Here is a 20,036-nt window from a genome sequence, read left to right as displayed (position 1 = left end):
TCATGCCGGGCAAAACATGGCAGATGCTGGACGCCGTATAGCAAGAATCCGGCCTTTCGAAAGGACGTCTGAAAATGACCAACAGGGCAACCCCCGATGCGGCGACCCAGATAGAAATCTACCGCCGCATGGCGCTGATCAAGGCGAATGACGAACGGTCGCGGAAGGTCATCATGAACGGGCGGCTGGTCATGCCCTATTACAGCCCGCGCGGTCAGGAGGTGATCCCCAGCGCCATTTCGGTCAATCTGACCGACCAGGATTATATCTGCACCATCTATCGCGGCAGCCATGACCAGCTTGCCAAGGGCCTGCCGCTCAAGGATCTGTGGGCGGAAGTCGCCGGTCGCACGACCGGCACCTGCAAGGGCAAGGGCGGTCCGATGCACGTCACCTATCCCACCAAGGGCATCATGGTGACGACCGGCATCGTCGGATCCACCATGCCGATCGCCAATGGCCTGGCCTGGGGCTCCCAATTGCGCGGCGATGGCCGCGTGACGGTCGCTTCCTTCGGCGATGGCGCCGCCAATATCGGCGCATTCCACGAATCGCTCAATCTGGCCGCCGTCTGGAAATTGCCGGTGATCTTCGTTTGCCAGAACAATGAATGGGGCGAGCACACGGCCTACGACAAGACCAGCAACGTCAAGGTAGCCGATCGTGCCGCCGCCTATGGCATGCCGGGCGTGCGGGTGGACGGCAACGACCCCTTCGAAATGTACGCCGTCGCCAACGAGGCGATCGCCCGCGCCCGCGCCGGCGAGGGGCCGACCTTGATCGAGGCGATGACCTATCGCTTCTTTGGCCACGTCTTCGGCGATGCCGACGCCTATATGGACAAGGCGCGCAAGGCCGATGCAATGGCGAACGATCCCGTTCCCCGCTTCCGCGCGTCGCTGATCGAAAGAGGCGTCGCGAGCGAGGAGCAACTGGCCGAGATGGAAGCGGCCATCGAGAAGGAGATCGACGAGGCGGTCGAATTCGCTCTGGCGAGCGACTTCCCCGGCGTGGAGGAACTGAAGCGCGACGTGTTCGCGGAGGAGATGGCCTGATGAACGCCGAGACCACAATGGCCCCTGAAAATGCCGTGAAGGCCGCCAAGGCAAATATCCTCCAGGGCATCAACGCCGCCATTGCCGACGCGATGGAAGAGGATGACAATGTCATCGCGCTTGGCGAGGATCTGGCCGACCCCGAGGAGGGCGGCGTGTGCGGCGTCACCAGGGGGCTTTCCTCGCGCTTTGGCGAACATCGGGTGCGCTCCACGCCCATTTCCGAACAGGCGATCATCGGCGCGGCCATCGGCGCGAGCCTGGTGGGCTTCAAGCCCATTGCCGAGATCATGCTGATGAACTTCACGACCGTGGCAATGGACATGATCGTGAACCATGCCGCGAAGCTGCGTTTCATGTCGGGTGGCCAGACCCATGTGCCGATCGTCATCCGCACCATGACGGGGACGGGATTCGCCAGCGGCGGGCAGCATTGCGATTATCTGGAAGCCTGGTTCGCGCATACCGCGGGCATCAAGGTCGTCGCGCCCTCCAGCCCGAAGGATGCCTATGGCCTGATGCGCAGCGCCATCGATGATCCTGATCCGGTCCTGTTCATCGAGAATCTGCCGACCTACTGGACACCTGCCGAAGCGCCGGAAAAGGGCCATCGCGTACCCATCGGCAAGGCCAATGTGTTGAGCGAAGGCAGCGACGTCACCATCATCGCCTATGCGCGCATGATCCAGGAGGCGATGCCCGCCGTCGCGAAGCTGAAGGAGGCAGGCATTTCCGCCGAGCTGATCGACCTGCGCACCATCGCGCCCTGGGACAAGGAAACGGTGGTGAACTCCGTCGCCCGGACCGGCCGCGCCATCATCGTGCATGAGGCGGTGACGCCCTTTGGCGCCGGCGCGGAAATCGCGGCCGTGCTGAACGAGGAACTGTTCGGCAAGCTCAAAGCTCCGGTCAAGCGGCTGGGCGGCGCATTTTGCCCCGTTCCGTTCTCCAAGCCGCTGGAAACCGCATTTGCCCCGCAGACCGCGGACATCGTCGCGGCTGCTGAAGCCATCATCAAGTCCTAATATCGCGCAGGGAGTTTTCCATGGCTGTTGAAGTATTGCTGCCCAAGATCGGTTTTTCGATGAATGAAGGCACGCTGGCCGAATGGCTGGTGGAAGATGGCGGCCAGGCCGTCGAGGGCCAGCCGCTCTATGCGCTGGAATCGGAAAAATCCACGCAGGAAGTGGAAAGCCCCGCCAGCGGCACCCTCAAGATCGTTGCCCAGATCGGGGAAACCTACGAAGTCGGCACCCTACTGGCGACGATCGAGTAATCGGCATGCGTTATATCCTGCATGTGACCTCGCGCGCGGTATCCGGGCGCGAGGCGGAATATGACCGCTGGTACGACGATGTTCACTCCGCCGAGATGTGCCGGTTGCCGGGCATATTGTCCTGCACCCGGTACAGGGAACTGGACATGAGCGGAGCCGAAACCGGCCTGTTCGTTGCCGATTACGAGGTCGAGACGAATGATCCTGCGGCCTTGCTGGAAAGCGTCTTCGCGGCGGCCCCGACCATGCAGTTGACCGACTCCATAGATTTGGAAAGCCCCCGCTTCACATTTCTCAAGCCGACGGGATCCCAGCACATATGAGCGATTTGCTCGCAGGCCTTGCGCCCTGGCCGACGGGCGATTTCTCGGTCTTCGGTGAGGTCGAGCAGCGGCCTCTCAGCAAGATCCAGAAGTTCGTCGCGGCGTTCCTGGGTCGTAACTGGGTCGCCATTCCGCACGTCACTCATCAGGATGAGGCGGACATCACGGCCCTGGAGGAAAGGCGCAAGACCCATAATGCCGGTGGCGGCACAAAGCTGACGGCAGTGCCGCTGCTGGTCAAGGCGCTGGCCGATGGCCTGGCTGCCTTTCCGCAGTTCAACGCCTCGCTCGATCCGGCGAGCGCCACGCTGACGCTCAAGAAATATGTGCATGTCGGCGTGGCGGTCGATACGCCCGGCGGTCTGCTGGTGCCTGTCATCCGCGACTGCGACCGCAAGTCCGTGACGCAGATTGCGGAGGAAATCGTAGCCTTGTCGGAGAAGGCACGAACGAAGGGCCTGTCCATGGCGGAAATGTCGGGCGGCTGTATCACCCTGACCTCACTGGGGCATATCGGCGGCACCGGTTTCACGCCTATCGTCAATGCGCCGGAAGTCGCGATCCTGGGCGTCACCCGCGCGCGGCCCGTTCCGGTTCCGGCTGACGACGGCGGGATTGCCTGGCGGCAAATGCTGCCTTTGTCTCTCAGCTACGATCATCGCGTCATCAACGGCGCCGATGCGGCGCGCTTCTGCCGCTTCATTGCCGACAGGCTGTCTTCCGCCGAACTTTTCGCCTGAAGCCTGATCGCGATTTTCGATGACTGCCCGCTTTTTGGCGGATCGACCTGGGGCGCGACTGCCTCATGTCGATCCGCCAAATATCACCGGCCTGCTCTCATGGCCGCGAGCGCGGCCGCCGTCTCGTTCCAGATCGTTCCCATATCCGGGTGCTGGCGCGCCTTTTCCTGGTAGCCGGCAAGATTGGGACAGTCCGCAAGTGGATCGTCCAGTTCAAAGATGTTGGCAACGACCTCGCAGAGCAAAAGGCTGGGCAGCAGGATGCAGTCCGCCTTGCTGATGGCGCCGCCTACGGCGAACATGGCGTCGGTCACGAATTGATCGCAAAGCCCCAGGCCGCTGCGCCAGCTGGCGATCTCGGCCGCGGTCACCGCTTCGTTCCTGGTTGCTGGATCCATCTGTTTGAACAGGCGGGACATGGCCGGCGTCGCATAGAGTTCGAAACTGCGGATGATGTTTCGCATCCTCACCCGTTCAGCCGGGTCCGAGGGCATCAGGGAGGGCGCCGGGAACTGTTCGTCCAGATAGTCCAGGATGGTTTCGGATTCGGCGATCGCCAGCCCTTCGTCCGTCACCAGCACCGGCAATTTGCCGATGGGATTGATCGCAAGATATTCGGGCGACCGCGTGCTGCCGCCCGGTGGCGGTTGCATGTCATAGTCCAGCTTCTTGACGCGCAGGGCCAGCCGGACGCGGGCCGCGAAGGGCGAAAGAGTGACGGCGTAGAGGATCATGCGTCGTCTCCTTCGCGATAGAGGCGCGCCAGCGTTCCGGCGAGCGGCGTCGGCACGAAGCCATCGCCAAAGGGCCATTCGATCATGCCCGCCGCCGCCATGGTGCCGCCGTCGACGTGCATTGTCATGCCCGACACGAAAGTCGACAGGTCCGAACCCAGAAACAGAACGGCGTTCGCCAGAGCGTCGACCGGCGGTTGCTCTCCCCTGGGGATGTACATCTCCATCCCCTTGCCCCTGACATGGGCAGGCAATCTCGCAAAGCCTTCCGCGAAAGAGGGAGGCATGGCAGCCACATTGCCCTGGCTCAGGGTAGTGTCCGGCGCGATGCAACTGACGCGGATCCTGTCCTTGCCCAGTTCGACCGCCATCGAGCGGGTGAAGTTTGTGGTCGCCGCCTTGGCGCCTGCATAGACAGAGAAGCTGGCGGCGCCGCGATGCGCCTCTATCGTGGTGAAATTGATGATGCTGCCCCCGTCGCCGGAACGCTTGATCAGCGGCACTGCGCGCTGCACCGACTGGACCACATAGCCGTAGTTGCGGTGGATATCCCGCGCGATGTCAGCCCGACTCGCTTCGGAAAGCAATTGCCTTCTGGTCCCGCCCGCCACGTTCACCACTATGTCGAGGCGTGGGTAAGCGCTTTCGACATTGTCGTAAAAGGCGTCGAGCGCCGCTTCGTCAGTGGCATCCGCGGTCATGGCCGTGACCCGACGGCCCTCCGCCCTGATCGCGCGCTCTGTTTCGGTCAGCGCCGCCGCATCGATGTCGCAGATCGCCAGGTCAACGCCCGCCTTGGCCAATGCCAGCGAAATGCCGGCGCCAATGCCCCCGCCGCCGCCGATAATCGCGGCCACTTTCCCTGCCAGATTCGCGCGCTCATCCAGAAAACCGCTCATTCCAGGCTCCTCTCGCTGCACGGTTGTTGCAAGGTTGCATGCAAAACGGCAAGGCCGGCGCCGCAGGCATCAAAAGGCCGATGGGGCGGCAGGATGACTGTGTCGGGGGCGATTTCGATGTAGGATGCGCGTGAAGCGGGAGCTGAAGATGGATCGACTGACGGCGATGGAGGCCTTTGTGGCGGTGGCCGAGGCGGGCTCCTTCACGCGTGCCGCGCTGCGCCTCAACATCTCCACGCCCATGGTCACCCTGCATGTGAGGAGGCTGGAGGAACATCTGGGCGTGCGCCTGTTCAACCGGTCGACCCGCCGGGTTGATCTGACCGTGGAGGGCGGCCACTATCTGACCTATGCGCACGCCGCGCTGGACGCGGTGGCCACGGCGGACATGGCGGTGCGGCCGGGGGCCGGCATAGCGGGGCGCGTGCGACTGGATGCTCCAGCCTCCATGGGACAGGCGTTCATCATGCCGGCGCTCGCGGAATTTCAGCGGCTCCATCCCCGGTTGATCCTGGACCTGACGCTGGGCGACCGGGGGACGCTCTTTCGCGTCGACGGTTTTGATCTGGTCATACGGGCGGGCGAGGTGCCGCCGACGGGATGGAAGACCGTGAAGCTGGGCACGACGCGGCTGGTCTGCCTTGCGTCGCCCGACTATATCGCGGAGCATGGACAGCCGGCGAAAGCCGACGATCTGGCCCATCATCGGACGATCCTCTATGCCAGCGTGGAGACGCCGGGCGGCAATCCGCTGCAACTGCGGCAGGGTGATCGCACGATAAGGGTGCGGTCGCCCACGGCTTTCACCTTCAACGATGGCGCGGCGATACTTTCGGCCACTCTGGCGGGCTTGGGGATCGGCCAGACATTGGAGATGCTGGCGCGCGATCATATCCATGCCGGTCGCCTCATCCCCCTGCTGCCCGAAGCGAACTGGCCCCGGCTGCCCGTCGTGCTGATGGGCGCGCCGGATCGTATCGCCCTGCCGCATGTTCAGGCCGCGCTTGCCTTCCTGACCAACCGGATCGACTGGAACATCGATCCGGATTGATGCACCCCTCAGGCGGCGAGGTCGGCCGCCTTGCACAATGCGGGCACACCCTTTGTGCTGATCCGGTAGAGCAGTCGACGCTTGCCGATTTCGTCGGAATATTCGATCGGCGTGGCGCTGTGCAGGACCTGGAAATTGTCCCACAGGAAGATGTCGCCCGTTTCCACCTTGTAGCGCGTCACGAACTGGGGCTGGGTGCAATGGGCACGCAGTTCATTGATCAGCGCGCGTCCCTCGTCGGTTTCCAGTCCCTCGGCCCCGAAGGCCGAACCGGACGTGTAGAGCGCCTTTCGCCCCGTGACCGGATGGCGCATCACCAGCGGATGCGAAACAATGCCGTGGCGGGCCGTATTTTCGGGAATGAACGGGATCTTCTCACCTGGCAGGGCAGGCGATCCGCCCAGGCAATGCAAGCCGGTAAGACCGTCGATCCGGGCCTTCATGTCTTCGTCCAGCGCATCATAGGCCAGAGCGGTGCTGGCGATCAGCGTTTCGCCGCCCTCGACGGGTGTTTCCACGCCATAGAGCATCGTCACGCTCGCAGGCACAGCCTCATAACTGCTGTCCTGGTGCCAGAATTTGGCGCCGTCGCGATAGCGTTCAGGCGTGGCGGCAGCATTGGTGATCCGGATCATCTCAGGAAAATCATCTTTCCTGTGGGTCGGCAGGTGGAACATCAGCGGTTGGCCCCATTGATGGCCAAAGGCGACATAGTCCGCATCCGCCAGCTGCTGGCCGCGTATCGCAAGGATCTGATGTTCATGTAGCGCCCCGATCAATGCCCGCAGGGTTTCCTCGCCCTGAGGCTTGGAGAGGTCGACGCCTTCAACGATGGCGCCGAAGGGACCGGGCATGGCGGTGATGATCACGAGAATACTCCTCTCAACATTCTTTCCAGCCATTATAGCTTTGCTTTAAAATAAAGCAAATGATTTAATTGAGGGGCTGGTCATAAGAGACGCGCAGGCTACAAGGCCTTCCATGACCTCTACTCCCCGCAGCGAGAGCACCAAAAGGCAGCTCTGCCTTGCCGCGGAAACGCTGGTGGCCGAAGCAGGGATCGGGGTGGCGACTCTGCGGGCGATCGCGCTTGCCGCCGGGCAGAAAAATACTGCCGCCGTCAGCTATCATTTCGGCAGCGTGGAAGAGTTGCTGCGCGCCGTCGTGGATATGCGGCTGCGGGATACGGAGGTGGACCGCGCCCGGATGATCGGTGAAAGCGGGCCGTCGCTGGAGCATCTCGACGCCTTTACCGCCTGGCGCTGCATGATGCGGCCCTATTTCCTGCTCCGCGACGAACAGGCGCCCCATGCCCATATCCGCTTCATGATGCACATGAGCGCGGCCGGCCTGCTCAGCGATCCGTTTGACGCGGCCGTCCCGCGGCCCGGCGCGCCCAGCATAGCGGCCCTGCTGGAACGGCTTCACGCTGCGCTGGCATGGCTGCCGCCGCAACTGGGTCGGGCGCGGATAGCATTGGCCGGGACGATGATGTGGAATGCCGTCGCGCTGTTCGACAAGAACAGCTTTGGCGAGGAACAGCCCGCCCTGGAGATGGAGGCGTTGCTTGCAGATGTAGAGAATCTGATCAGCCTGGTCCTGAGCGCGCCCGCCTGAAGGAGGGCAGGCGCGGGCTCCCCTTACAGGGTTTCGGCTGTTCCCAGCACGACCGTCGCTTCACTGGACAGCACCCCGCCATTGCCATGGGCGAGGGCCAGCCGGGCATTTTCGACCTGCCGCTCGCCGCATTCGCCGCGAAGTTGCCGCGTGGCCTCCACCAGCAGGAACAGGCCATACATGCCCGGATGCACGCAGGACAGGCCGCCGCCATTGGTGTTGAGCGCCAAACCGCCGCCCGGCGCGACATGCCCGTTTGAGACAAACCGCCCGCCTTCGCCCTTGGGACAGAAGCCAAGATCCTCCAGGAACAGGATGGGTGTGATCGTGAACGCGTCGTAGAGCATTACCACATCCATGTCCGCGGGTCCGACGCCGGCCTGGGCGAAGGCCTGCGGGCCTGAAATTGCGGCTCCCGTCACGGTGAGATCGGGCATGGAGCTGATTTCGCGATGGGTGACGGCATGGGCGGCGCCCAGCACATGGACCGGCGCCCTGGCGCAATCCCTTGCCCGGTCGGCGCGGACCATCACCACGGCCGCCGCGCCGTCGTTGAACAGGCAGCAATCACGCACCGTCAGGGGATCGGACACCATGCGCGCCTTCAGCACATCCTCCACGCTCAACGGATCCCGTACCGCGGCCTCAGGATTCAGTTGCGCCCATTGCCGCGCCGCGACCGCCACTTCGGCCAGTTGCTCGCGGGCGGTGCCGTAAAGATGCATGTGCCGGCTTGCAACCAGCGCATAGGAGGAGAGGGGAGCCAGCGGCTTATAAGGCGCTTCCCACGGGCTTTGGCGCGTCATGCCGACGCCCGGGGGCGGATTGCTGGCGGGATTGGACCCATAGGCGATCAGCGCGCAATCGATCAGACCGGCCTCAAGTGCCAGTGCCGCCTGCTGGACATAGACCTCGAAAGCGGAACCGCCCGTGCGGTTGCAGTCGGTGACCTTGGGCGTCAAGCCCAGATATTCGGCCAGCTCCATGCCGCCCAGCGCCTCATAGGGCGCGGAGGTGTAAACGGCATCCACTTCCGCCAGGGAAATGCCCGCGTCGGCCAGCGCCAGCAGCGCGGCCCTGGCCGCCATGTCCACGGCCGAAACGCCAGGACACAGGCCAATGCCATAGGTGGACGCGCCGACGATCGCGGCGCGACCGCGCGGGAAACCATTTCTCATGTTCATGCGGGCACGAAGACGAGCAAAGGCTTGTCCCCCTCGTTGATGATGCTGGCCTTCACGGCCATGCCGATATGAATGTCGTCGACCGGTACGCCGTCGACCCGGCTCATCAGCCGCGGCCCTTCGGCGAGGTCGACCAGCACGACGCTGTAGCTGTCGGCCGGATCCTTCTTGCGCACGATGGTGACCGCATGCACCGTTCCTGCCCCCGACGCGCGCACCCACTCCAGATCTTCGGCGCCCGTGCCGGGCTCCGCCACGCGGGGATAGAAGACATGGCCCCCGGTCGACCGGCTGCGCTGTATCATGAAACGCCCCTCTGCCAGGTGCGCGCGCCATTCCGCTTCGGGCTGGAGCATCTGGGTCACTCGCCCCTGAACTGCGGCTTGCGCTTTTCGCGGAAGGCGAGCAGCCCTTCCTCATGGTCTTCCGTCCGGCTCATCAGAGGCTGGATCGAAGCTTCCAGTTCCAGATATTGCTCAAAGCCGGTGTTCCAGCTCAGTTCGAACTGCCGCTTGGCCATCCCCATGGCGATGGTAGGGCCGGATGCGAAGCTTTGCGCCAGTTCCATGGCCCGGTCCATCAGCGAATCCTGGGCGACCTTTTCATAGGCGATGCCCGCCGCCACCGCTTCGTCGGCGCGGACGATACGGCCGGAATAGACCAGTTCCTTGGCCTTCTGCACGCCCAGCAACTGGCGGAGGTGCCAGACAAGACCACCATCGGGCGCCAGCGCGATGTTGCGGAATATCGCGGCGAAGCGGGCCTGTTCACCGGCGAGCACGATGTCGCAGGCAAGCGCATAGGAGAAGCCGACGCCCACGCACACGCCCGGCACCGCAGCGATCGTGGGCTTCTTGAGCGAATAAATGGCCTTGGCGATCCGATTGAGGGTGTACATCCGGTCCATCGAGCCGGTGACGCCGCCCTTGCCCATGCCGGTCACGTCCATGCCCGAACAGAAGTCGCCGCCGGCGCCCGTCAGGATTACGGCGCGGACGTCATGGTCCATGGCGATATCTTCGAACGCGCCATATAGCTGTCCGCGCATCTCCTGGGTGATGGCATTTTTCGTCTCTGGGCGGTTCAGCGTGACGATCGCGACCGGACCCTGCTTTTCGACGGTAATGGTCATTGTGAAGCGCTCCCTGCTTCGGAATCAACCCTGCTTTGTGAACCTGAGCGGGCTGGGTCAAGCACGTTGGTCTGCTTCATCAAAGACGTGATGAGGCCGACGCGTTATGGAAAGCGGCCGGCCCAAACCCTATCTGCTCGTCAGCTTCTGACGGGAGATTTCGGGCATGAAAGATGCAGCGATCGTCGCGACGGCGCGTACGCCGATCGGCAAGGCGCACCGGGGCGCGCTCAACAATATCCATGGCGCGACGCTGGCGGCGCACTCGATCCGCGCGGCTGTGGAACGTGCCGGGATCGACCCGGCGGAAATCGATGACGTGCTGCTGGGTTCCGCCCGATGCGAAGGCGCTGTGGGATCGAACATCGCACGGCAGGCCGCGTTGCGCGCAGGGCTGCCGATCAGCGTGTGCGGCATGACGCTTGACCGCAAATGCTCGTCGGGCCTCCAGACCATCGCAATCGCCGCGCAACGGATCCGTGGCGGGGAAGGAGGCGTCTATGTGGCAGGAGGCGTCGAAACGGTCAGCCTGGTCGACCCGCACCGCAATGTCTTCCGCAACAAGGACGAGTGGCTGCTCGAACACAAGCCCGAAATCTATATGGCAATGAACCTGACGGGCGATATCGTGGCCCGGCGCTATGGCGTCAGCCGCGAAGCGCAGGATTCATTCGCCGTGACGAGCCAGGCGCGCACGGCGACGGCCCAGGAAAAGGGCTGGTTCGATGATGAGATCGTGCCGATCACCGCGACGAAGAATGTCGTGGACAAGGCTCTTGCCGTCACGGGCCAGGAAGAGGTCACGCTGGCGCAGGACGAATGCAACCGGCCCGGCACGGATATGGACGGGCTTGCACGCCTCAAGCCTCTGTTCGAAGGGGGATCGGTGACGGCGGGCAATTGCAGCCAGTTGTCCGACGGTTCCAGTGCGTGCGTCATCATGGACGCGGATGAGGCGGCTCGGCGCGGCCTTCCGATACTGGGCCTTTACAAGGGCATGCAGGTCGCAGGTTGCGAGCCGGACGAAATGGGCATCGGCCCGGTCTTCGCAGTGCCGAAGCTGCTCGACCGGATGGGACTTTCCGTGTCGGACGTGGACATTTGGGAACTGAATGAGGCCTATGCCAGCCAGGCGCTCTATTGCATCGACCGGCTGGGCATCGATCCCGCCAGGGTCAATGTCGACGGGGGTGCCATTTCGATTGGGCATCCGTTCGGCATGACCGGATCGCGCATGACCGGTCATGCCCTGCTGGCAGGCAAGCGGCTGGGGGCGAAGAACGCCGTCGTCACCATGTGCATCGGCGGCGGCATGGGCGCGGCGGCGTTGTTCGAGATCGTCTGACGGACCAGCGTGCAGCCTGCCCGCTGGCCGCCAAATGGGGCGTTTCAGCCGCCCTTTGCCACGGGGATCAACGCGCCGCTGATGGATCGCGCGGCCGGGGAAGCCAGGAACTGGATGACCTCGGCGATGGCGGCCGGTTGCACCCATTGGCTGAAGTTCGCGTCGGGCATGTCCGCCCGGTTGGTCGGCGTATCGATGATGCTGGGCAGGATCGCGTTCACCGTGATGTCCTTGCCGGACAGTTCAGCCGCCAAGCTCTCGGTCAGCTTGTGCACGGCCATTTTCGACGCGGCATAGCCGCCCATGCCTGCCGCTGCGACCACGGCGCCGCCCGCGCCGATATTGATGATGCGGGCTTGCCGCGCCTTCTCCAGTTCCGGTAGAGCAGCCTTGGTCATGTTGACGCAGGTCGCTGCGTTCATCGCGAACATGCGGTTCCACGTCGCGCTGCCTCCATCGGCCAGCGTCTCCCATATGAATCCGCCCGCGACATTGACCAGGACGTCGATCGACCCCATCGCGCCCACGATTTCCGCCACCAGCTTCTGCGTCGCGGCATAATCGGTCAGATCGACGCCGCCGAAATCGCGGCAGCCCGTCGGAGTTTCGGCGGGAGCGGGGGCATAATCGACCCGCGCCACCCGGTCGCCAGCGGCCGTGAAGGCGGCAGCGACGGCGCCGCCCAATATCCCGAAAGCGCCGGTGACGACGACGGTCCGTGATGTCATGCAATATCCCTCGATCTGATGTTGAACTTGTCCTGCCTATATCCTCAGAGGAGCCGGAACGACAATCATTCGTCCCTTGCCTTGCGGACCAGTGGCCGGACATAGGAAATGTCCCCTTTGTCGCGCCGGTTCGGCCCCGTGCTGAAAATACGGGCTTTCCATTCGTCCGGAATCTCGGCGGCCGTCAGCGTCGCCGTCATTTCATTGACGCAGACTCTGTCGGCGATGCGCCATTCGCCGTTGCGCTTTTCGAACCGATCCACATAGCGGCCGAAACTGAGTTGTGGCGGCGCACCCTTATTCTCGCCCCAGAAAGTGTAATAGGTTTCGCCATGCGCCGTGTCGCCGTCGATCTCGACCGTGTGGTTGCTGATCGCATGGTGATGCTTCGTCTGGAATTCACCATGCCATCCGATTGCCCAGTCGACGAAATCGGCGGCATAGCCCTCCGCAACGCCATGGTCGTCGAAGGCGTCCGGCCAATAGGCGGAAAGCATCAGTTCGCGGTCATGCCGGTCGACACCCCGCGTATAGCGCAGCAGGCAGTCCTGGATGGCGGTGCGATCCTTCATTTCCTGAAGGAAGGCGATCATGTCGGGCGTAAGTTCTGTCATGGCGATTCCCTCTGCGCTGGCGGTTCATGGCGGGCGAGACGGTTGATCCGCACCGCCCGCCAGCCCGTCAGGCGGGTTCCAGTGTCTGTGCGGAAGCGATCTTCGGCGCTTCCTTGCCCCCGCGCACGAGGCGGCCGGGCAGGGCGCCTGTGGAACGGCCGTTGCGATAGGTCACTACCCCGCTCACGATGGTCGCATCATAGCCGTCTGCCCGCTGTTGCAGGCGGCGGCCGCCGGTCGGCAGGTTGTAGACCACATGGGGCGCGTAGAGGTGGAGCCTTTCCATGTCGATGACATTGAGGTCCGCCTTGTATCCCGGCCTGATCAGGCCGCGGTCATGCAGCCCGACGGCATAGGAGGGTTCGTAGGTCAGCTTTCGCACGGCGTAGGGCAATTCGATCTTCTTGTCGTCCTTCGCGTCGCGCACCCAATAGGTTAGGAAATAGGTCGTATAGGCCGCGTCGCAGATCATGCTGTAATGCGCACCGCCATCGCCCAGCGCCGGGAAGGTCCGGTCGTTCCTCACGAGATTGCGGCCGGAACTTTCGAACTTATCCCCCTCCGAATTGCCGAGAGGTCGATAAAGCACCTCCCGCCCGTCGCGCTGGAGCAAGGCGTCATAGATCAGCTCCCTGGGGTCGACGCCCATGGCACGGGCGCGGGCGCCGATGCTCTCGTCGCTGCGGGGATTATAGTTCGGCGGATTGCCCAGAACGAACATGGAATCCAGATCGGAGATGACATAGACGAAAAAGGCCTGCGGGTCGGTCGGTTCCTCGGCGATCAGCTTCTTGCGGAAGGCGGGATCGCGCATCCGCTCTACCTTTTCCTCCAGTGGCAGATGTTCGATCTCGCGGAAGCTGGGGTTGAAGGAGAAGGGGTGCATGGACAGCTCAAGGCCCAGCAGGGCACCGGTCGGACGCGGGATGATCTGGCCGCGCACCTCCAGCCCCTGTTCCTTGGAACGCTCCAGCCGGGACACCATTTCCTGCCAGTCGCCCTCGCCCACGGGTGTCTGCATGAAGGTGAAGGAAACAGGCCGTCCCGACGTCCGCGCAATGTCGTCCAGCAGATCCATGCGTTCGCCCGCCGTCACGTCATAGCTGGGCACCATCTGGAAAACGCCCTTGCCGGCGTCGCGCAGCCCCTGGGCAAGCGCCAGCACTTCCTGATCCTCGCTCTTGACCGAAGGGGCCGGGCGACCGTCGCGGAACTGGTGCGCATAGCTGCGCGAGGTGGTGACGCCAAGGGCGCCCGCCTCGATCGCTTCTGCCGTCAGGCGACGCATTTCCGCCAGATCCTCTTGCGTCGGCGGCTCCAGATTGGCGCCGCGCTCGCCCATGACGTAAACGCGGAGCGGGCTGTGCGGCAATTGCGCGGCGAAGTCGATGTCGCTTTCGCGTTGTTCGAGCGCGTCCAGATATTCCGGGAAGGTTTCCCAGTTGAACGGCACGCCCTCGGCCATGACGACTTCGGGAATGTCCTCAACGCCTTCCATCAGCTTGATCATCAGCTGGCGATGTTCAGGGCGGGAGGGGGCAAAGCCGACGCCGCAATTGCCCATGACCACCGTTGTCACGCCATGATCGGATGACGGGGCCAACCTGTTTTCCCAGGTGATCTGCCCGTCATAATGGGTGTGCACGTCGACAAAGCCCGGAGTGACAATGCGGTCCGACGCGTCGATCTCCTCCCTTCCGCTGCCCTCCACGTCGCCGACCGCGACGATCACCCCGTCATTGATGGCGATGTCGGCGAGGAAGGGCTCTCCACCGCTGCCATCATATATCTTACCCCCCCGGATGATCAGGTCATAATCGGGCATAGCGATTCCTCTCAACTTGGTCTCGGCGGTGCGTGATTGGGCAATATGGTCGCAACGCCTGCTTCGCGCAGTCGTTGCATCCTTTCACCTGCCGGAAAGTGACTCATGGCAGTTCCTGTGCCAAGCGAACTCCTCCCATTTCATAGCACATTTCAGATAAGCGATGCTTCATCTTCCGCATCGCGTGGCAATGTCGGACTGCCCTCTTGGTTTGGCCGCTCCGCCGGGCTATCCGCACAGGATGAGCGAGGAAACCATGGCGGCAGGGCAGGGGGCAGGCGGGCGCTGGCAGGGCGGGAGGCTGCCGCGTGCCGAAGTGGACCGGCGCATCGACCATCTGCTTGACATCGCGTTGGAGGAATTTGCGCTGACCGGCTTCGGCGGAACCAGCCTCGACCGGCTGGTGGAGCGCTCCGGCGTCAGCAAGACAACCATTTACCGGCGCTTCGGCAGCAAGGAGGGGCTGTTCACGGCCCTGATCCACCGCAGCATGGAGTCGGTGCGTTCCGGCCTGTGGGCGCTGGAACTCGACCTCGACGATCCGCTGGGTACGATAGAGCGGTTCGTTACCACCTATACGGATGTGGCGGTGAGTCATCCACTGGGCAGAACGCTGCTCCAGATCGCCGTGGCGGAGGGGCGCGATTTCCCCCATCTCGGCGCGCAGCTTCTGGCCAATGCCTATATGGGTTTCCGGCCGATCAGCGATTATTTCGAGGAGTTGATGGCAAGGGGAATCTTGCGCCCGGGCGATCCGCAGGACGCCGCTTTCGACCTGCAGGGCCTCATCACCCACGGCTTCCGCGTGATGGTGGACGATATCGCCTTTGTCCGCCGTCCGGGCCGCGCCCGCGAAATTGCCGAACGGTTCCTGCGCGGCTGGGCCTGAGACGCCCGCGCGGCTTCGGCCGCACCGTCAATCATACCCATGATGCATGCAGAGTTCATGTGATTTCTGCATGCAAAACCATTCCCTGCGGCATAGGCATTGCGCGAGCTTTCGGGGCGTTCGCCCCTGTGTCGACAATCAAGTCGACAATCAGATGAGCGGGGAACCCATGACCAGATCCAGCCAGATCCTGCAATTGCTTGGCACCGGAACGGCCGTCATTGGCATCATCGGCGCCGCGTCCGCTCAAACCGACACAACGCCCCAGACGGGGCAGGGGAGCGACGACATCATCGTTACGGCGCAGCGCCGGGCTGAACGGTTGCAGGATGTGCCCGTGGCGGTGACGGCGCAAAGCGCGGAACAGTTGCAGAGCGCCAATATCAGCAACGCGCGCGACCTGACGCTGGTGACGCCGGGCCTGCGGGTCGAGGCAAACGGCATCAACGCACAGCCCGCGTTGCGCGGCGTTTCGTCCACCCTGGGTTCCTCCAATGCGGAAAACAATGTCGCGACCTATGTCGACGGCGTCTACCAACCCAATATCACCGGCGCGTTCTTCTCCCTGCCGGATGTCGAGAATGTCCAGGTGCTCAAGGGGCCTCAGGGCTCGCTTTACGGCCGTAACGCAACCGGCGGCGTCATCCTGATCAACAGCAAATCGCCGTCCTTCACGCCGCATATGGATCTGGGCCTGTCCTGGGCTCATTATGGCCATGGCAGTGAAGGCGAGCTCAATGCCCAGGCGTTCGTCACGGGCCCGATCATCGACGATGTCCTCGCCGCCAGCCTGACGCTCAGCAGCCGGGAACTGGGCAGCTATGTCCGCAATGTCGCGACGGGCCGGAACACGCCGGACAATCACAACCGCTTCCTGCGCGCGAAACTGCTGTTTCAGCCGACCGACCGGATACGTCTGGAGGGCAGCTTCAGCTATAATCGCGAAAAGAACGCCATCGACCTTGCCTATACCAGTTACAGGGGCGTGAACGCGCTTGCCGGGCTGCCGGGCGTGGTAATCGCTGACCAGCCGTGGCAGACCTCATCGGATATCGACAGCTATATCGATATCGACATGAAGACCTATTCCCTCAAGGCAGACTTTGAAACGGACCTGGGCACTTTCACCAGCATGACGGGCTATATCGACTACAGCACGCCGATCCTGCAGGAGGCCGACTACAGCAACTTCGCGGGCGGCGTGTACGATATCTTCAGCTATTCGAAGTCCTTCTCGCAGGACGTCTATTTTACGTCCAAGCCGATCGGCCCCGTTTCGTTCATCGTCGGACTCAACTATTATCGGCGGAAGGTGGGTGACGACCCTGCCTTCATCAACATTCCTGCCTTCGGCTATATCGACCGAATTTACGATCACAGCGTCAACAAGTCGCTCTCGGGCTTTTTCGAAGTGACCTGGAAACTGTCCGACAGGCTGAAGCTCATCGGCGGCGGCCGTTATACCAGGGACAAGAATAATGGCTTCGCGAACGGCTTCAACAATGTGACGCCGCAAGCCCTTCTGGGCGAGGTGAAGTCGCGGAAGTTCACGCCTCGCGCCGCCGTCATGTTCGACGTGACGGACAGCCTCAATCTCTATTACAACTATGCGCAGGGCTTCAAGGCGGGCCTGTTCAACGCCATCGCCCGCCAGGCGACGCCGGTTCGCCCGGAACTGTTGAAGTCGCATGAGGTGGGCGCAAAATTCAAGTCGGGCGCCATGGCGCTTAACGTTGCGGGCTTCCATTATGATTACAAGAACCTGCAGGCGACGACGACCGTCGGCGGCGTCAGCACCCTGCAAAATGCCGGATCGGCGGAGATATACGGCATTGACGCCGATGCGAGTTTGCGAGCCAGCGAAGACCTGACCCTGACTCTGGGCGCGGCCTGGCTGCACGCGAAATATAAGAGCTTTCCCAATGCCAGCCTGGTGGAAATGGCGACGGATCCCGATTTCGACGGCATTTTGGACGGCCGGGCAGACGTCAGTGGCCAGCGAATGATCCGCGCGCCCAGCTTCACGCTGAATGGCCTTGTCGATTATCATCATGACTTCGACGCCGGGCGCCTGGCCCTGTCGCTCAACGGCTATTATTCGACGAAGGTGCGCATGGCGCTGGAAAGCCGGGTGAGCCAGAAGGCCTATTTCACCGGCAATGCCCGTCTGGCCTTCACTCCCGCCGGTACCGGGCTGACATTGTCGGTGTTCACGCGCAACTTCACCAATGCGAAGGTAATCGGATCGACCTTCGTCAATCCCAGTGCGGACGCGGTCATCTTTTCGCCGCCACGGCAGATCGGCGTCGGCCTGAACTACAGCTTCTGATGGGCGCAAGGGGGCGCGCCTGCGGCAGGCGCGCTTTCCCCGGCCGGGATATTGCTCCGGTGAGCGCCGGCTGCGATCAAAGTGTCTGGACGTCGCTCACGGGCCTCGCGGATTGCAGCGGCAATATCTGGACGGGAATGCCGCCCATGCGGGGCAGGCCGGTCACGGGATCGTAGCCGTCTTCCACCGAAATAAGGCGCCCGGTGTTCGCGCCAAGTGTCAACGGATCGTCGGATCCGGGATTGGCGCCGAAGCCGTGCGCCATGGATATGGTGCCGCGTCGCAGGTTTGCCTCAGCCGCCACGATGCCCTGGATTTCGCCATGCGGGGACCGGATCGTCACGCAATCACCCTCGCCAAGGGCCAGATCGGTCAGATCGTCGGGGTGCATATAGGCGGGGTTCACCCCGCTACCGGCCAACCTGCCGATCCGCCGGCCGAAGCTGTTGAGGATATTGTTCGTGCGCCGGGGCAGCAGCCGGAACGGGTAGTCCGCTTCAATGGCGCGGCTATCCTCCGCCAGCAACTCGGCCAGTTCCTCCACCATGGGCCGGGCGGCCAGTTCAAGGCGGTCGTCATTGCCGGCGGCGCGGGGCAGCACGCGCTGGTCGCTTTCGAAAATCTGCCCGTCGGGATATTGCTTCACCCGGTCGAGCGGAATGCGCGAACCCCGGCATGACAATTCGATCAACTCGTCCGTGGTTGGTTTCGGGCCCGCGGGATCGAGCGTGAAGGTCATGGGCGGCGCCTCGGCCTGCGGACCGTTGCCATAGCGCAGCGTGGCGTCGATGCGCGTGCCCATCCGCTCGGCCAGTCCCCAGAAAAATTCCCAGTCCTCCATGACGTCGCTGCCGGCGGGCGGCTTTATCAGCGCCGGGGTATAGGCTGCGTAGGGGTCGGGGAAGCCGCGCGTCGTTCCATAATATTTGACGCTCTCGGGCATATAGGTCGTCATCGGCGTTTCCAGCGTCAGCTTGGGCGCGATCACATAATGGGAAAGCTCGGCCGTGGCGGTCATCTCCGTATCCATGGTGACCAGCAGATCGAGCGCATTGAGCGCCGCGAAGGCGCGGTTCTGGTCGGGCCAGGCCATCATCGGGTTCCCGCCCGCCACGATCAGCGCCTTCACCTGACCCGGTCCGGGCAGCAGGATCTCATCGGCCAGCGCGGCGGCTGACAGGCCGCTGGCGCAGCCGCCCAGGCCCCGGACGCGCAGGCGCGGTTCGAAACCCCAGGCCTGGAATGGGGCCCAGGGCTGGGCCCGCGCCTCATAGGCGGGCAGCAGCACATTGGGCTTGGCCAGCAAGTCGCCCTCCCGCGCCCAATGTCCGCAAAGGCTGGCAAGGCAAAGCGCGAGATATTCGGTCAGCGTGGAATGGGTCGCGAAACTGGGTCCGGTACCGCAACTCACCCCGGCATTGCGCGCGCCCGCGAATATGCGTGCCGCCGCAATCAGATAGGCTTCTGAAACATCCGCGCGCCGGGCGACATAGTCGGTGGTGAACGGCTCGACCGCTTCCCTCAACGCGGCGACGCCCTGCGTGTTGGCGGCAACGAATTCGCTGTCCTCCAGCCCTTCCGCCAGGATGATGCGGATCATGCCCGCCAATATGGCGGCGTCCTCTCCAGGCCGGGCCTGCATGTGGATGTGGGCGCGCCTGGCCGTTTCGGTGACGCGCGGATCGATGACGATCAGCTTGGCCTGCGCCTTTTCCATGTCCTTCAGCACGCGTCCGGGATTTTGCCCCGGAAAGCCCGGCGATTTGCTGATCACCGGGTTGATGCCGACCAGCAGCCAGGCATCGGCCGTATCGAAATGCGGTTGCCCGGCCTGCCACATGCCATGATGGGCGAGCGCGATCAGTATGCCCGGTTTGTCGATCGAACCCGCGGTGAAGAACATGGGCGATCCGATGCCGTTCAGCCATCCCGCAGCGATGGCCGTGGATGCAACGAAGGGGACCAGTCCCATCCCGACATACATGGCGACCGAACGGGGGCCATGCTCGGCAATGATCGCGTTCAGCCGTTCGGCGATCTCGTCCATCGCCTGTGCGGAAGGGATCGCGCCAAAACCCTCCGGGCCACCCTTCAGGCTGTGGAGCAGGCGCTGCTCGCCATGATGCTGTTCGGGCAGGGCACGCCCCTTGGGACAGCTATAGCCGCCATAGAGAGGAGCGCGCGGATTGCCCGTGACCTTGGTCGCAAGGCCATTTTCAACGGTCACCTGGATCGGGCAATAGGCCGTGCACAGACGGCAGATGCTCGGATGAACCTGTGCGCTCATAACGCCGT

The 20,036-nt window shown here is 63.3% G+C and carries 20 protein-coding genes; 10 read left to right on the top strand and 10 right to left on the bottom strand.

Annotation, left to right across the window (positions count from 1 at the left end; all coding sequences use genetic code 11):
* The first annotated feature begins 74 nt into the window (after positions 1 to 74).
* The 5 genes from ACN9MX_RS20810 to ACN9MX_RS20790 are packed head-to-tail and all read left to right on the top strand — an operon-like array spanning position 75 to position 3,394.
* Positions 75 to 1,055, top strand: coding sequence for a thiamine pyrophosphate-dependent dehydrogenase E1 component subunit alpha (locus ACN9MX_RS20810; protein WP_363828844.1), 981 nt, complete (start codon positions 75 to 77; stop codon positions 1,053 to 1,055).
* The gene (locus ACN9MX_RS20805; protein WP_414714641.1) at positions 1,055 to 2,080 is read left to right on the top strand and encodes an alpha-ketoacid dehydrogenase subunit beta; all 1,026 of its coding nucleotides are present in this window, start codon (positions 1,055 to 1,057) and stop codon (positions 2,078 to 2,080) included. Before ACN9MX_RS20810 ends, ACN9MX_RS20805 begins: the two co-directional genes overlap by 1 nt.
* A gap of 20 nt (positions 2,081 to 2,100) precedes the next feature.
* Complete coding sequence (locus ACN9MX_RS20800) at positions 2,101 to 2,331, top strand: biotin/lipoyl-containing protein (protein ID WP_363828841.1); 231 nt, start codon at positions 2,101 to 2,103, stop codon at positions 2,329 to 2,331.
* A 5-nt stretch (positions 2,332 to 2,336) separates the two neighbouring features.
* Positions 2,337 to 2,654: a DUF4286 family protein gene (locus ACN9MX_RS20795; RefSeq protein WP_208108001.1), complete on the top strand. Its 318-nt coding sequence runs from the start codon at positions 2,337 to 2,339 to the stop codon at positions 2,652 to 2,654.
* The gene (locus tag ACN9MX_RS20790) at positions 2,651 to 3,394 is read left to right on the top strand and encodes a 2-oxo acid dehydrogenase subunit E2 (protein WP_363828837.1); all 744 of its coding nucleotides are present in this window, start codon (positions 2,651 to 2,653) and stop codon (positions 3,392 to 3,394) included. The genes ACN9MX_RS20795 and ACN9MX_RS20790 overlap by 4 nt, the downstream gene beginning before the upstream one ends.
* A gap of 83 nt (positions 3,395 to 3,477) precedes the next feature.
* On the opposite strand, the gene ACN9MX_RS20785 is transcribed toward ACN9MX_RS20790, so the two are convergent.
* Positions 3,478 to 4,128, bottom strand: a complete 651-nt coding sequence (locus tag ACN9MX_RS20785) for a glutathione S-transferase family protein (RefSeq protein ID WP_363828834.1) — start codon at positions 4,126 to 4,128, stop codon at positions 3,478 to 3,480.
* On the bottom strand, positions 4,125 to 5,027 hold the full coding sequence (locus ACN9MX_RS20780; RefSeq protein WP_363828831.1) for an SDR family NAD(P)-dependent oxidoreductase: 903 nt from the start codon (positions 5,025 to 5,027) through the stop codon (positions 4,125 to 4,127). The genes ACN9MX_RS20785 and ACN9MX_RS20780 overlap by 4 nt, the downstream gene beginning before the upstream one ends.
* A gap of 130 nt (positions 5,028 to 5,157) precedes the next feature.
* Between ACN9MX_RS20780 and ACN9MX_RS20775 the strand changes: the two genes are divergently transcribed.
* On the top strand, positions 5,158 to 6,078 hold the full coding sequence (locus ACN9MX_RS20775; protein WP_363828828.1) for a LysR family transcriptional regulator: 921 nt from the start codon (positions 5,158 to 5,160) through the stop codon (positions 6,076 to 6,078).
* Between the two features lie 8 nt (positions 6,079 to 6,086).
* On the opposite strand, the gene ACN9MX_RS20770 is transcribed toward ACN9MX_RS20775, so the two are convergent.
* On the bottom strand, positions 6,087 to 6,947 hold the full coding sequence (locus ACN9MX_RS20770; RefSeq protein WP_363828825.1) for a TauD/TfdA dioxygenase family protein: 861 nt from the start codon (positions 6,945 to 6,947) through the stop codon (positions 6,087 to 6,089).
* A gap of 112 nt (positions 6,948 to 7,059) precedes the next feature.
* Between ACN9MX_RS20770 and ACN9MX_RS20765 the strand changes: the two genes are divergently transcribed.
* A complete protein-coding gene (locus ACN9MX_RS20765; RefSeq protein ID WP_363828822.1) occupies positions 7,060 to 7,695 on the top strand; it encodes a TetR family transcriptional regulator in 636 nt (211 codons plus the stop codon).
* A 23-nt stretch (positions 7,696 to 7,718) separates the two neighbouring features.
* On the opposite strand, the gene ACN9MX_RS20760 is transcribed toward ACN9MX_RS20765, so the two are convergent.
* Genes ACN9MX_RS20760 through ACN9MX_RS20750 form a run of 3 tightly spaced genes read right to left on the bottom strand, consistent with a single transcriptional unit; the run spans position 7,719 to position 10,011 of the window.
* Positions 7,719 to 8,879 (bottom strand): thiolase, encoded by a 1,161-nt coding sequence (locus ACN9MX_RS20760; protein WP_363828819.1) that lies wholly within the window; start codon positions 8,877 to 8,879, stop codon positions 7,719 to 7,721.
* The gene (locus ACN9MX_RS20755) at positions 8,876 to 9,235 is read right to left on the bottom strand and encodes a Zn-ribbon domain-containing OB-fold protein (protein ID WP_363829441.1); all 360 of its coding nucleotides are present in this window, start codon (positions 9,233 to 9,235) and stop codon (positions 8,876 to 8,878) included. Before ACN9MX_RS20755 ends, ACN9MX_RS20760 begins: the two co-directional genes overlap by 4 nt.
* Before the next feature lie 5 nt (positions 9,236 to 9,240).
* Positions 9,241 to 10,011: an enoyl-CoA hydratase/isomerase family protein gene (locus ACN9MX_RS20750; RefSeq protein ID WP_363736168.1), complete on the bottom strand. Its 771-nt coding sequence runs from the start codon at positions 10,009 to 10,011 to the stop codon at positions 9,241 to 9,243.
* 166 nt (positions 10,012 to 10,177) lie between these two features.
* Between ACN9MX_RS20750 and ACN9MX_RS20745 the strand changes: the two genes are divergently transcribed.
* A complete protein-coding gene (locus ACN9MX_RS20745; protein WP_363828815.1) occupies positions 10,178 to 11,356 on the top strand; it encodes an acetyl-CoA C-acyltransferase in 1,179 nt (392 codons plus the stop codon).
* A 44-nt stretch (positions 11,357 to 11,400) separates the two neighbouring features.
* Here the strand turns inward: ACN9MX_RS20745 and ACN9MX_RS20740 are convergent, their stop codons facing one another.
* From ACN9MX_RS20740 to ACN9MX_RS20730, 3 genes are all read right to left on the bottom strand, one after another.
* Positions 11,401 to 12,084, bottom strand: coding sequence for an SDR family NAD(P)-dependent oxidoreductase (locus ACN9MX_RS20740; protein WP_363828812.1), 684 nt, complete (start codon positions 12,082 to 12,084; stop codon positions 11,401 to 11,403).
* A 65-nt stretch (positions 12,085 to 12,149) separates the two neighbouring features.
* On the bottom strand, positions 12,150 to 12,698 hold the full coding sequence (locus ACN9MX_RS20735; protein ID WP_208108000.1) for a nuclear transport factor 2 family protein: 549 nt from the start codon (positions 12,696 to 12,698) through the stop codon (positions 12,150 to 12,152).
* 67 nt (positions 12,699 to 12,765) lie between these two features.
* Positions 12,766 to 14,523, bottom strand: a complete 1,758-nt coding sequence (locus tag ACN9MX_RS20730) for an N-acyl-D-amino-acid deacylase family protein (protein ID WP_363828810.1) — start codon at positions 14,521 to 14,523, stop codon at positions 12,766 to 12,768.
* Positions 14,524 to 14,764: 241 nt separating this feature from the next.
* Between ACN9MX_RS20730 and ACN9MX_RS20725 the strand changes: the two genes are divergently transcribed.
* Positions 14,765 to 15,412 (top strand): TetR/AcrR family transcriptional regulator, encoded by a 648-nt coding sequence (locus tag ACN9MX_RS20725; protein WP_363828807.1) that lies wholly within the window; start codon positions 14,765 to 14,767, stop codon positions 15,410 to 15,412.
* 169 nt (positions 15,413 to 15,581) lie between these two features.
* Complete coding sequence (locus ACN9MX_RS20720) at positions 15,582 to 17,741, top strand: TonB-dependent receptor (protein WP_363828805.1); 2,160 nt, start codon at positions 15,582 to 15,584, stop codon at positions 17,739 to 17,741.
* Between the two features lie 76 nt (positions 17,742 to 17,817).
* On the opposite strand, the gene ACN9MX_RS20715 is transcribed toward ACN9MX_RS20720, so the two are convergent.
* Positions 17,818 to 20,028, bottom strand: coding sequence for a molybdopterin-containing oxidoreductase family protein (locus tag ACN9MX_RS20715; protein ID WP_363828803.1), 2,211 nt, complete (start codon positions 20,026 to 20,028; stop codon positions 17,818 to 17,820).
* Positions 20,029 to 20,036: the final 8 nt, after the last annotated feature.

This window comes from Sphingobium sp. R-21, assembly GCF_049913335.1.
In the GTDB taxonomy this organism is placed as follows: Bacteria; Pseudomonadota; Alphaproteobacteria; order Sphingomonadales; family Sphingomonadaceae; genus Sphingobium.
Note: the sequence above shows the minus strand (reverse complement) of the source record. Positions and strands in the feature narration are given on the sequence as shown.